The organism is Oleiphilus messinensis, assembly GCF_002162375.1.
Lineage (GTDB): Bacteria > Pseudomonadota > Gammaproteobacteria > Pseudomonadales > Oleiphilaceae > Oleiphilus > Oleiphilus messinensis.
The window spans coordinates 3075260-3087858 of record NZ_CP021425.1 but is presented as its reverse complement, the minus strand read 5'-3'; the positions used below and the strand labels follow the sequence as shown (position 1 = coordinate 3087858).

The 12599-nt window shown below is 46.5% G+C and carries 10 protein-coding genes; 5 read left to right on the top strand and 5 right to left on the bottom strand.

Annotated features, from left to right (window positions below):
• Window positions 1-114: 114 nt before the first annotated feature.
• Entirely contained in the window at window positions 115-2409 is a 2295-nt protein-coding gene (locus OLMES_RS13415) for a heavy metal translocating P-type ATPase (protein WP_456299502.1), read from the top strand.
• A 310-nt stretch (window positions 2410-2719) separates the two neighbouring features.
• On the opposite strand, the gene OLMES_RS13410 is transcribed toward OLMES_RS13415, so the two are convergent.
• Window positions 2720-3568 (bottom strand): choice-of-anchor L domain-containing protein, encoded by an 849-nt coding sequence (locus OLMES_RS13410; protein WP_087461733.1) that lies wholly within the window; start codon window positions 3566-3568, stop codon window positions 2720-2722.
• Window positions 3569-3925: 357 nt separating this feature from the next.
• On the bottom strand, window positions 3926-4885 hold the full coding sequence (locus OLMES_RS13405) for a calcium/sodium antiporter (protein WP_087461732.1): 960 nt from the start codon (window positions 4883-4885) through the stop codon (window positions 3926-3928).
• 159 nt (window positions 4886-5044) lie between these two features.
• Between OLMES_RS13405 and OLMES_RS13400 the strand changes: the two genes are divergently transcribed.
• The 3 genes from OLMES_RS13400 (at window position 5045) to OLMES_RS13390 (ending at window position 8354) form a co-directional block, all read left to right on the top strand.
• Window positions 5045-5575, top strand: a complete 531-nt coding sequence (locus OLMES_RS13400) for a mechanosensitive ion channel domain-containing protein (protein WP_087461731.1) — start codon at window positions 5045-5047, stop codon at window positions 5573-5575.
• A 170-nt stretch (window positions 5576-5745) separates the two neighbouring features.
• Window positions 5746-6789 (top strand): YheT family hydrolase, encoded by a 1044-nt coding sequence (locus OLMES_RS13395; protein ID WP_087461730.1) that lies wholly within the window; start codon window positions 5746-5748, stop codon window positions 6787-6789.
• 167 nt (window positions 6790-6956) lie between these two features.
• The gene (locus tag OLMES_RS13390) at window positions 6957-8354 is read left to right on the top strand and encodes an NAD(P)/FAD-dependent oxidoreductase (RefSeq protein WP_087461729.1); all 1398 of its coding nucleotides are present in this window, start codon (window positions 6957-6959) and stop codon (window positions 8352-8354) included.
• A gap of 50 nt (window positions 8355-8404) precedes the next feature.
• Here OLMES_RS13390 and OLMES_RS13385 read toward each other — a convergent pair whose 3' ends face one another.
• The 3 genes from OLMES_RS13385 to OLMES_RS13375 form a co-directional block, all read right to left on the bottom strand.
• On the bottom strand, window positions 8405-9637 hold the full coding sequence (locus tag OLMES_RS13385) for an NADH:flavin oxidoreductase/NADH oxidase family protein (RefSeq protein ID WP_087461728.1): 1233 nt from the start codon (window positions 9635-9637) through the stop codon (window positions 8405-8407).
• A gap of 65 nt (window positions 9638-9702) precedes the next feature.
• Window positions 9703-10455, bottom strand: coding sequence for an acetoacetate decarboxylase family protein (locus tag OLMES_RS13380; protein ID WP_087461727.1), 753 nt, complete (start codon window positions 10453-10455; stop codon window positions 9703-9705).
• Window positions 10455-11255 carry an SDR family NAD(P)-dependent oxidoreductase gene (locus OLMES_RS13375; protein WP_087461726.1) on the bottom strand — a complete coding sequence of 267 codons (801 nt, stop codon included), beginning with the start codon at window positions 11253-11255 and terminating at the stop codon, window positions 10455-10457. The genes OLMES_RS13380 and OLMES_RS13375 overlap by 1 nt, the downstream gene beginning before the upstream one ends.
• 161 nt (window positions 11256-11416) lie before the next feature.
• On the opposite strand from OLMES_RS13375, the gene OLMES_RS13370 reads away from it, so the two are divergent.
• Entirely contained in the window at window positions 11417-12499 is a 1083-nt protein-coding gene (locus OLMES_RS13370; protein WP_087461725.1) for an AraC family transcriptional regulator, read from the top strand.
• The last annotated feature ends 100 nt before the right edge of the window (window positions 12500-12599 follow it).

Below are 12599 nucleotides of genomic sequence, written 5' to 3'. Positions count from 1 at the left end.
TAAAAAACATTTGACTTGTGTTTAACACACAGTTTTAACATCAAAAAATAAATAGAGGTCAAACATCGGATAATTTAAAACACTTTGCGGATAAGACTAACAGGAGCATTGCTCATGAGTCCGTCAGAACATCAAATGAAACATGAAAGTCATTGCCATGACACGGAAGAAAAATCGTTCCCTGTTCAAGAGTTGATTATTGAAGGCGCGGGTTGCGCAAGTTGTGTCAGTAAAATTGAAACGGCGTTAAAGGACATTCCGGGCGTTGTCGATGCATCAATGAATTATGCCGAGCGAACCGTGTCGGTCAGTGGCGCAGTGAGCGAATCTCGACTCATCGAAGCGATTGAGAAGTCTGGATACAATGCCAAGTCCCGAGAAGGTGTCTCGGAAGATGAATTGCTCGATCAAAAAGAAGCGACAGATCATGCCTACTATCAAAGGCTGATGCGTGATATGTCGATTGCCTTGACGCTTGGCATCCCTCTGATGATCTACAGTCTTGTCGTTGGTGAAATGTCTGTCACTACAACGGGTGAGCGAATTGCCTGGTTGATCGTAGGACTGCTCACCGCTGGAGTCATGTACGTTTCCGGCAAACATTTTTACCTCGGCGCATGGAAATCGTTTAAAAACCATACTGCAAACATGGACACGCTCATTGCGCTGGGAACCGGCACAGCCTGGGTCTATTCAATGTTTGTTGTTTTCTTTCCCTCAGTTGTCCCTGATATGGCGCGGCATGTCTACTTTGAAGCAACAGCCATGATTATCGGCCTTATCAATCTCGGGCTGGCACTGGAATCAAAAGCCAGAGGACGAACATCACAAGCCATCCAGCGTTTGATTGGCTTGCAAGCCAAAACGGCCAGAGTGATTCGCGATGGGAAGGATCTCGACATTCAAATTGAACACGTCTTGATGGATGACCGGGTTCGCGTACGACCTGGTGAAAAAATACCGGTTGACGGAGTAGTCGTTGAAGGGCAGACATCCGTGGATGAATCAATGTTGACTGGTGAGCCTATGCCGGTTGAAAAAAAACCTGATGATGAAGTCGTTGCCGGAACCCTGAACAAAACCGGCACTGTAATATTCAAAGCGACAAGAGTTGGAAAAGACACTGCATTGGCGCAAATTATTGCGATGGTTAAACGGGCCCAAAACTCCAAACCACCCATTGGTCGATTAGCGGACGTAATTTCTGCCTATTTCGTGCCGGTTGTTATGATTATCGCTGTACTGAGCGGCTTGATGTGGTTGAACTTCGGGCCTTCACCTGTAGTCGCCTTCGCGATGGTTTCTGCAACCACCGTGTTAATTATTGCATGCCCATGTGCGCTGGGTTTAGCCACCCCCATGTCAGTTATGGTGGGGATTGGTAAGGCCGCTGAGGCAGGCGTGTTAATCCGCAATGGTGAGGCACTTCAAACCGCCTCTAAAATTACAGCAATGGTTCTCGATAAAACCGGCACCATTACTGAGGGTGCACCCAAAGTCACAGACATCATTTGTACTTCACAGTTTGATGAAACGCAGGTACTGCAACTGGCAGCCAGCCTGGAGATGGGTTCGGAGCATCCACTCGCTATTGCCATTATGGACTCTGCCAAGGATCGGGGGCTGACGTTGAGTGATGCAGAATCATTTAATGCAATCGCCGGGCATGGCATTGAAGCCCGGGTTTCAGGCAAGTCACTGTTGTTTGGTAACGAGAAGTTGATGCAAGAACGCAATATCGACATCAGCAATTACCTTGATAAAGCGCAACAGCTGGCAAGCGAAGCGAAAACCCCAATGTATTTTGTTGTCGATAACCAGTTCGCTGCAATTATTGCCGTTGCTGATCCGATTAAGAAAGATTCTGCGGACGCAATACAGCGCTTGCAAAAAAACGGAATTAGAGTTGTTATGCTTACCGGTGACAACCGGGCTACAGCGGAAGCTGTGGCCAGAAAAGTCAACATCACAGAGTTTTATGCTGAAGTACTACCCGAACAAAAGTCAGAAAAAGTAGCAGAATTGCAAAGGCAAAATGAAATTGTGGGCATGACGGGAGATGGCATCAATGATGCGCCAGCACTGGCACTCGCCAATATAGGATTTGCCATAGGCACCGGTACCGATGTCGCGATAGAAAGTGCTGACGTTACCTTGATGCGAGGCTCACTGCACGGTCTTGCGGATGCCATAGCCGTGAGTAAAGCCACGCTCCGGAATATCAAGCAAAATCTGTTTGGTGCCTTTATTTACAACGTAGCAGGCATTCCTTTTGCCGCTGGACTGCTGTATCCGTTTTTTGGCTTGCTACTGAGTCCAGTCATTGCCGGGGCCGCCATGGCGTTTTCGTCAGTAACCGTGGTAACGAACGCGAATCGATTACGTTTTTTTAACGCACAAGATCATTAAAGTTTATAAGTTTTTCCTGATGGCACCTGCACCTGCAACCCATCGGGGAAACAACCTTGATAAGGAGAAGACTCATGTGGGCGATAAACTTACTTGGCATCGCGCTGATATTCGGCATAGTCTGGTGGTTTTGGCTTTATAAACCAAGGGAATAAACGACAAACTTAATAAGTGAAACGAATTTCGATGTGATATCCGTAATCGAAATTCGTTTAGAACGTAAATCAGTATATTTCCAGCTCAACCACACATTACATGAACCCTTTCAACTGGGGCAGATCATAATGCAACGTATTTTCCAAATGCACTTTTAACGCTTGTTGAGCTCGAATTTACGCATACTCACTGCAAGTAAGCCAATACCAATTAACAGGGTAGTTGGAGGCAATGGCACTGGATTTGTGGGATCAACTGCGGAAAATGAACCACCGGCAATGAAAACCGAGCTATCCAATTCCATATCTGAAGCATCTGATATCGCAAATTTCATGGTATGTGTACCGGCTCCAAGACCAAGGATGCTAGCCGTAAAAACATCCGTGAAACCGTCATATTCAATATCGAAGAAGCCACCGTCGTTGTTGTTAAAAAAACTACAATTCGGTCCACCAGGGTCTGTACCGGTAGGGCCACAATTGACTGTGCCAACCGAAATTGGGGATCCGTCTGGCGCAAGCGCATAATTCACACCATCAACGAAGAGGCCGAATGGGTCGATAAAACCGAGGAATTCATTATATTCCTCCGAAGCAAATACAAAGTCAAAAAACAAATCGCCAGTGTCAGTCGTAAATTCAAATTCTAAAATATTGGCATCGAAGGTCGGCGTTCCACCAATTAAACCCGACAAATCAGCATCGCCCGGGGTTCCCAGGGATCCAGTAGTGCCTGAGCTGGAATTTGGGCCGACAGCGAGCGTAGCATCTCCCGATGTCAGAATAATACCGGAAGAAATTCCGATGGCACCGCCATCGGTGAAGGTCGCTCCCTGGGTAGCGCTTCCCGTATAGCTTATCGAACCTGGATCAATTGTTACGCCGCTCCCGAGTATTGTACCGGCGAGTAAACCACCATCCGTGGTAGGTGTAATCGTTACTGCTGCGCTGTAGCCTGAAATCGCGCAACCCAAGAAAACAGAAGTGATAGAAAGCAATTTCACACCAAATCCCCCTTAATCAGATGTCGATGGGAACGCTGCAATCCACATTCCGCCCCCACTTCCCATGAATAAAATCAGGGATATAGTGATCAAATATCAACCAATTGATGTCGCCAGCATCACATTAGCACCCCATACATGTAAACAAAAATGACACTTTATCTTTATCCACAATCAAAATCGGCTGATTCTAATTCAAGTTTCTTCAATTTCTTCAGCCTGACCACCCCAAAAACCGGGAATCGATAAAAATTCGCACTGACCTTACTAACAAATTCAGGGTAGGGTGTAAATAAATGTGACACAAATCTCATTATTGAGTTGAATTCGCAGTTACTGTGAACCAACACACGTCAGTCAATCAGCAAAAATATAGAAACTGAAACCAAGGTAAGCCAAATAACTACACAATAGAACGGTGCCTTCCGGTCTGTTTAGGTTGCGTCCAGTAGTTAACAAGATAAACAGCAGCAATGAAGAAGCAATCATAACCCATTGATCGAATTGATAAACCCTGTTATGAACTTGAAGTGGTTGCAAGATTGCTGATATACCAAGGATTCCGAGTAGGTTGAAAATATTACTTCCAAGCACATTTCCAACAGCAACATCAGCATGGCGCCTCAGTGCAGCAACGATGGAGATGGTCAACTCTGGTAAGGATGTGCCCACTGCCACCAGAGTTAAACCAATCACAGCCTGAGATACACCTAATTCCTCAGCTAAACCTACGGCACCATCTAAAAGAATTTTTGAACCAATAATTAGAAGAATCAGGCCGGCGCAGACAAAAAATGTGGTCGAGAGTCCAGATTTTGGTAAAGCTGTCAGCTCTTTGGCTTCCGATTTATGAAGTTCTGAGGAGGGAGCTGTACGAACTTTCTCACTCAAGTATGCCCAGAGAAGGTACGCAATCAATGCAAGAAGTAGGACAATTCCATTGACGATCCCAACAACTTGATCGTTGGCAAACAAAATAAACAGCAAGCTCGCAAAACAAACCATACTTGCATCCCTGCGCAATATCAATGGCCTAACAGCGAGAGGTGTAATTACCGCGCAAAGCCCCAAAATTAGAAAAATATTGCCAATATTACTACCAACGACATTGCCAATGGCAAGGTCTGGTCGTTCGTTCACTGCGGCATCTAAAGAAACTGCCAATTCAGGTGCAGATGTACCGAACCCTACGATTATTAATCCACTGAGTAATGGAGAAATTCCAAGACGCTGAGAAGCAGAAAGTGATCCTCGTATTAATGCTTCCCCACCCAAACTTAATAAAGCAATCCCGGAAAGCAGCAACAGAATATCCATTAGTCCTATTTTCCTCAAAATATGCATGCCAGTGTAGAGCCGAAAGCCTAAACAATGCGACGAATATGGCTATAAAGCATTAACTTCTACCTAGCGATATTGCATCCCCGTACTTCTCAACATAATATCAACGCAAGTTAACTAAATGAAAGAGTGAAAATGACTTGGTTACTGGTTGCTCTGGTTTTTGTGATCTATGGAATGAGTCTGCGATTCATCGGTGTTGTGATTAGGCGTCTGGGTATGTCGAAAGAGGTACACCAATATCGAATAACCTATATAACAAAAACCTTGGATATTGCTGCTACATTGGTAATGTTGATTATAATCTCCTTGATTTTGGGGATTGAATATAATCAAGTTACTGTTTTCGTGTCCTCAGTCTTTGCTGTAATTGGGGTTGCGTTATTTGCCCAATGGTCAATTCTGAGTAACATTACCGCCAGCCTGATCATTTTTTTTGGTTTCCCCTACCGAGTAGGTGACTGGGTCAAAGTGCTGGATGGCGAAAACAGTGTTAGTGGGCAAATTAATGAAATCACGTTATTTCATGTGATCATCCAAAGTGAGAACGAAATAATGACATATCCAAATAACTTAATAATCCAAAAAGCTGTGATGAAATCGAGTGAGCAACGCCTATCAAAGGAACCTTCAACTGAAAAGTCGCAGGTCGATACAGTGACCTAGTGAGTAACAATTCTCCACGCAGGCACGCGATACAGTCACAATCTTGACAGCGATAAGTTTAATTCATAACATTCCTTCCGGTATTTTTTTAGATACATCTTAACAGTGTTCAGTTTTGCTGAACAGGGTAGTCAGATCGTAATAATGCACTGCACAGGTGAGATAGCGTAATGAGTTCAACTGAACTGTTCTTTCAGGTAAATGATGGAAACAACCAAATCCTCAATGGGCTGACCCAGATCAACAAGCCATTCAGACCCACTCCCTGGCTGTATAATCACCACTTGCAGTTGCTTTGGCTAGGCATGAAAAAACAATTTGGATCAAAGCTGACATACGACCGCCGTGATTTGTTAACCATGGAAGACGGGGGAACAACTGCACTACATTGGCTAGGTACGCACTTGCCGGAAAACACGCCGACGTTAATCGTATTGTCTACCATAACGGGGTCGCCACACAGCATGCGTGGTTTTGTGCGAGATATGTACCGAATAACAGGGTGGCGAATTGTGTTTTGCGAACGCCGGGGGCATGGCAACCTTCCAGTGACCAGCCCTAAAATTAACACGCTGGGCGATGTTGAAGACTTTAAAGCACAAATCACACACATACAGGCCAAGGTACCCAACTCGGCACTCTATGCTATTGGTTCGTCCGCTGGTACAGGATTGCTGGTTAGATATCTCGGAGAAGAGGGGTGTAAAACCGCGATTAAAGCGGCTTTTGCATACTGTCCGGGGTTCAACATTGATGTTGCGTTTTCAAGAGCCAATCCGTTCTACAGCAAGGCGATGACCCGTAAGCTAAAACGTCATTTTATTGAGGCCAATAGCCAACATTTCAGTCATTTACCTTCCTATCCGGCCATCCAGCAATCCCGCACGCTAGATGAATTTCACCGAAACATTTACGAGTGTGCGGGATATGCAAGCAAGGATGAATACTATCAGTACTGCAATCCAATGAATGGGTTCGAGAACATTAGCATTCCACTTTTTATCCTCAACGCTGCGGATGATCCAGTATGTGTGGTCGAAAACGTGCGAGATTACCAGCAAGCGATTGCCAATATGCCTAATCTCATACTGGCTCTAACAAAAAATGGAAGCCACTGCGCACATTTTGCAGATTGGGATGCAAAGCCATGGGCTCATCAACTTGCTGCGCAGTATTTTTTGAACCTGCACAAGCAGCTAAACCTAAGACAGTAAAGGGGAGGCGTTTCATTTTGGTTTAATCATGAATGATATTCATGACTCTTAGGGCCTGAGCACTATTTTTCTTACCCTATCTGACCCCTAAAATCACTCAAAAGCCTCCCATTTAAAAGAAAGTTCAACTGGGAGGCCAGAGTAGAATATCTTGAGGGGGAATAGCAGTGCTTGATCACATAAACCGGGCTTTAGGCGACACCAAATTTACGTCCTATTGGTTGGATGATCCTAGCGCGCCAGATGTTGAAGAAAGTCTGAACGCTCATATCGCTACGGATTTGTTAATCGTCGGCAGCGGCTTCACTGGCCTATGGAGTGCAGTTCAAGCTAAAGAACAAAGCCCTGGTCGTGATGTAATTGTAATTGAAGCAAATACTGCAGCAATAGGCGCGTCAGGCAGACCCGGTGCCATTTTATCACCTTCGTTGATGCATGGAATGGAAAATACAGAACGACTCTTTCCCGGTGAAATGGCAGAACTTGAGCGATTAGGGAAAGAGAATATGGATCAGTTTCGGCAGACCATTGAAAAATACAGGATCGATTGTGATGTGGAGTGGACTGGTGAATTGATTGTAGCCGTGGACGAGCAGGGCGTTAGTGACCTTGAAGATGAATACAGGTTGTACACTCAACACGGGCATGATGTTTGTCTACTTAACCATGAAAACGTGCTTGAAGAAATAAATTCCCCATTGTTTATAAAGGGACTTTGGTCTAAACAACGAGCAGGTTCCATCAATCCAGCCAAAATGGCCTGGGGTTTGAAACGGGTAGCGAAACAGTTGGGTGTTATTTTCTATGAGAATACACCAATGATATCCAGTATTGCCTCAGGTGATGCGGTTCGAGTAAGAACCCCCAAAGGAAGCGTAACAGCAAATAAAGTCATCCTGGCCACAAATGCATTTACCAAGCATCAGAAAAAGATCAGTACCCGGGTTGCGGCCATCCGTGATCGGATTGTAATGACTGAGCCTTTAACACCGAAACAACTATCCAGTTTAGGCTGGAAAAACAGGCAAGGCATTTTTGATACGCGGTCTCAACTGAACTATATGCGGCTGACAAAAGATAATCGCATTCTTTTTGGGGGACGCCTGGGTTATTTCTACGGTAACAATACCGATCCTGAGTTTGATAAATCTGCGACACCTTATGTCCGATTAGTCGAAGCCTTATACCAAACCTTTCCGGCGATCAATGGCATTAAAATATCGCATGCTTGGAGCGGGCCTATCGCATTAAACACAAAGATGACGCTGCATTTTCAGCACTTCCACAGCAGCAAAATGATCTATGCAGGCGGCTATTCAGGATTTGGTGTAACTGCGAGCCGATTTGCAGCCAGAATGGCTTTAGCCATCGTGGATGATCGCGATATTCCCGAGCGGAAATTATCGTTTACACAAACGAAGCCAGGCTGGATACCACCAGAACCCTTCCGATGGATGGGGATAAAACTCACATTTTATGCATTAAACACCTATAAAACGAAAGGTGGATGGCGGGATGCATGGCTGTATCTGTTAGATAAATTGGGATTTCCCCTGAAGCCATAAACAAACCCGCTCTTTTATGATTCCTTTATTTAACTGGGTAAAAACTAGATTCAGCGCTGGGTCGCTATGTTACACCCCATGCGTGGTCCAAAAGCCAGAAGCGTTTTCATCAATCCGCCCAGATGTTTTGGCGGTAAGCCAGCACTAATTCGACGGAATTGAGCCGCGTGCCAGGCCAGTTGCATATAGGCGTCTACAGGTTTGTAACCAACGGCAGGAACTCGTGGTGATTCAGGAGCGGATCTGCCAGCGAGGAGATCGGTGGCGAGGTCTGGCTTCATGGCGAAAGGGCGTGCGAGACCCACTGCGTCTACCACACCTTTTTTAATAATTTCATTCATGAAAGCAGCATTACGCAAACCGCCGGTCAACATCAATGGCATTCTGCAATGTTGACGAAGTTGCTCTGCAAAGTCGATGAAGTAAGCATCGTTAGCGGCATGGCTATCCGGGGCAAAGCCCAGTTGCGCAGGTGATTCGTAGTTTCCACCCGAGATTTCCAGAAGGTCAGTGCCTTCGGCTTCGAGCGCAAGGGCAATGTTAATCGATTCGCTTTGGCTCAAACCGCCTTTCTGGAAGTCAGAGGAATTCAGTTTGACGGAAAGTATTTTGTCAGGACCGATCGACTGACGCACTGAACGCACGATTTCGATTAGCAAACGACGACGATTTTCCTCATTTCCGCCCCAGCTATCCGTGCGGATATTAGACAACGGCGAGAGGAATTGAGAGAGCAAGTAACCGTGTGCAGCATGAATCTGAACGCCATCAAAACCAGCCTGTACTGCCAGAATCGCAGAGGTAGTGAAGCGATTAATTTGTTCTTTGATTTCCGCCTCCGTCATCGCCCGAGGTTTTCGTGCCCCCATGCCGGGAAGTTGTAATGGAACCGCAGAGGGGCCGACAGGGCGCTTCAAGAGCGGCAAAACGGCTACCCGGCCGGGATGATTGATCTGCATGATAATTTTTCCACCATGCCCATGGATAGCTTCAGCCCAGCGCCGGTAAGCAGGTATAAAACGTTCGTCTTCTAGCACTGTATTACGCGGTTCAACGAAGGCTCGACGATCAACCATGACGTTACCGGTGATAAGCAAACCGGCACCGCCTTTGGCCCATGCCGCGTAAAGTTGCTCCAAATCAGTGGTAGGAGAACCGTAACGATCTCCAAGCTGTTCACTCATAGCCGATTTTACAATGCGATTACGAAGTGTCACCCCACAAGGTAGGTTGTAAGACGTACCGAGTGGACTGGAATCAATCGGTGTGTTGCTCTGAGTCATAAAAAATGCCCTGCATGTTAGTTATTAAACGACGACCCAAAAAATTAATCATCCACGTTTCCTGCTTACAATACACGTGGATTTAGCTGGCGTGCCAAGAACAAAGGATTGGTAATTCGAGGAATTTGCAGCGGGGGTAACAGACTGCTGAAAAGATCCACCCGATGAAGACGTGCTTCCACAACTCGACCTAAACCCATTTCATGAACGGGATCATTGGCGGAACCATTCAGACTCAACTGCATGTCAACCTGGCGGACTTCAATGGGCTTCTCTATGGGGGTAAATCGAATTTCACGGGGTAATCCCAACCCCATCAGGCCGGAAACATTTCGATGGGGAAGACCTAAAATAGGGGGGGCGTCATGTAAAACCTCGCCAAGGGTTGCTTTCATCTCGATCAAGCTAGAGCCACGACGGCTGGCATGGGTAATAATGCGGTTATCTTCGTGTGCCCAGCTGATCTCACCCATTTTTTTGGGATAGCCCAGGAGCTCCCGACCCAGGATCATGGCACGATCATCATCTAGAATCATCCAAGGGCAAAAGATGCCGTAACCCCGGCCCGCTTTAACATGTACAAAAAGACCCGCTTCATGGTATGCCCCCGTGTAAACGTTATTTGGGAAGTAAGCACAGAACAGATCCGCACGGTTCGGGTTAGCAAGCTTTATCCCGGACGGAAGCCATCGTGTCATTGCTTTTTCATCAACCTCGACAACAGCGGTGAGGTATTGGGCATTCTGATACAGTCTACCGCCACCTGACTTAACTAAAGATATTGGTGTTTTTAGATCTGCGATTAATTGCTTTAACATCAGGACAACCTCGAAAAAACCTGTTTCAGGATAGGCAACAGCAGACTACGTGGCGTATAACGCCCCCCCAGCGTCTGCATTTGGGCGATAAGTCCAGGAATCACAATGCGCCTGTTTTTATCCATGCCATTAATCGCTTCATTCGCAACGCGTTCGGCACTTAACCAAAGGGTATTACCACCGATTTCGTCTATTTTTGTAATACCAGCCACTTCAGTGAAGCCGGTTCGGGTTGGGCCTGGAGCGAGTAGGGTGCAGCTGACACCAGTACCATTGAGTTCACTATGCAGCGACTCCGCAAAGGAGTTGGCGAATGCCTTGCTCGCAGCATAAGTCGCATTGGATGGAGTGGGTTGATGGCCCGAAGTTGAGCCTACAATCAGAATCGAACCTGACTGGCGCTGGATCATGGCTGGCAGCACCGCCAACGTCAGATCCTGCACAGCAACAGCGTTTACCTCAAGCTCTTCTCGTTCACGCTCAGGGTTCAGATCTTTGAGTTTTCCAAAAGTGGCAAAGCCCGCATTGTTACAGAGAATCGAGATTTCCCGTTTCGCCAGTTCATCACGAAACTGGTGACGTGCAGCTCTATCACCTAGATCACATGGATACAACTCGACAATTACTCCATACTGATGACGCAATTCTGCAGCCAATATTTCAAGTTTGGCAACACGACGTGCGACTAAAATCAGCGAATAGCCACGAGAGGCCAATTGCCGTGCAAGCGCTTCTCCGATACCAGAGGAGGCACCGGTTACCACGGCGCGAGCATTGTCTGAGGGTTGGGGCAAGCTCATAATAATTCCATAGGTTAAAAAGACTGGATCGTATTATCAGTGATACGGGTCTTGACCGTGAGTTGTCCGGGTGCCATATTAATAATCATTTTAGGCCAGTTCGAAAGCCGTAGTTCAGCATAAGTAGATCAGAATCTGTAGTTCAGAATACGTAATTTAAAATGTCCAAAAACGATCCCTATGACCTCTCCAGACCAAGCCTGCCGGCGACCTATGCGAAAGTGCTACTTGATGTGTTGTCTGAACGCGGAATCGATAGTGCACCACTGATCAGAAACGCAGCGTTACCGACTGTAGCCCTGACCCGCACAGACTCGCGCATTAATCTATTTCAGTGGTCAAAGCTGGTACTTGAGGCGTTGAACGCTGCAGAAGATGATGGTATTGGCTACGAATACGGTCTAGCGTTGCCCCCCACTGCCCACGGAATGCTTGTTTTTGCTGCCATGAGTGCGCCAACCCTAGGTGCGGCTCTGGATCTGGCTTCCACATTTTTCGGTATGAGACTTCAAAGCTTTCGTTTGGAAGTTCAAAAAAATCAGATCGATGTACAAACAAATCAGAATGTTGCCATCATCAAAATAGCCGAAACTCATCCCATTTTCCGGGCCTCGCCAAGGGATGCCCAACGGCTGCGACGTTTCTTTTATGAAACCTTGATGTTGACCGTCGTGAAGGTTGCAGACGGACTGACCGGTAACAAGATTGGCCCGCAGGTTTTAATACACGTCGATTGGCCAGAGCCGGAATACCATGGAAAATACTGCGACAGATTACCCGATATACGATTTGATCAGGTGACGAATCAGATCATGCTGCCTGACGCACTTTTAACTCTCCCATTACCCGCTGCGAATGAAACGGCGTACCAGCAGGCACTGGCTTATTGTGAACAGGAAAAGGCGAGATTCTGCCGGGACGTTGAAGATATTACTGAGCGTGTCAAAGCAACCCTGATACTCACGCCTTACTCCGGCTATCCCAAAATTGACGCTGTGGCATCCCGTTTAAACCTTTCATCCCGAACCTTGAAAAGGCGTTTACAGGAGGTCGGCTCGAGTTTTTTACGGGTTCTCGAAGCGGTCCAGCAACGAGAAGCAGAAAGTCTACTAACGAACACCGATATGCAAATTCAGGAAATTGCGAACTTCCTTGGTTATAAAGGTGCCGCAAACTTTACCCGTGCGTTCAACCGTTGGTCTGGGGAAACGCCGGGACAGTATAGGAAGAAAGCAAAACAGTAGTGCAAAGCAGGCATCCGTTCATTTCCGAGAGTTTGCATAATCTGCAGGCATTAAACCGCCTGATGTTGTGAGCAATTGACTCTGCCCGGTTGGACAGAGT

Bases quoted from the DNA above. Each gene is read 5' to 3' on its own strand.
- OLMES_RS13370 (WP_087461725.1), top strand. From the start codon at position 11,417: ATGTCCAAAAACGATCCCTATGACCTCTCCAGACCAAGCCTGCCGGCG.
- OLMES_RS13405 (WP_087461732.1), bottom strand. From the start codon at position 4,885: ATGGATATTCTGTTGCTGCTTTCCGGGATTGCTTTATTAAGTTTGGGT.
- OLMES_RS13375 (WP_087461726.1), bottom strand. From the start codon at position 11,255: ATGAGCTTGCCCCAACCCTCAGACAATGCTCGCGCCGTGGTAACCGGT.
- OLMES_RS13395 (WP_087461730.1), top strand. From the start codon at position 5,746: ATGAGTTCAACTGAACTGTTCTTTCAGGTAAATGATGGAAACAACCAA.
- OLMES_RS13385 (WP_087461728.1), bottom strand. From the start codon at position 9,637: ATGACTCAGAGCAACACACCGATTGATTCCAGTCCACTCGGTACGTCT.
- OLMES_RS13380 (WP_087461727.1), bottom strand. From the start codon at position 10,455: ATGTTAAAGCAATTAATCGCAGATCTAAAAACACCAATATCTTTAGTT.
- OLMES_RS13415 (WP_456299502.1), top strand. From the start codon at position 115: ATGAGTCCGTCAGAACATCAAATGAAACATGAAAGTCATTGCCATGAC.
- OLMES_RS13400 (WP_087461731.1), top strand. From the start codon at position 5,045: ATGACTTGGTTACTGGTTGCTCTGGTTTTTGTGATCTATGGAATGAGT.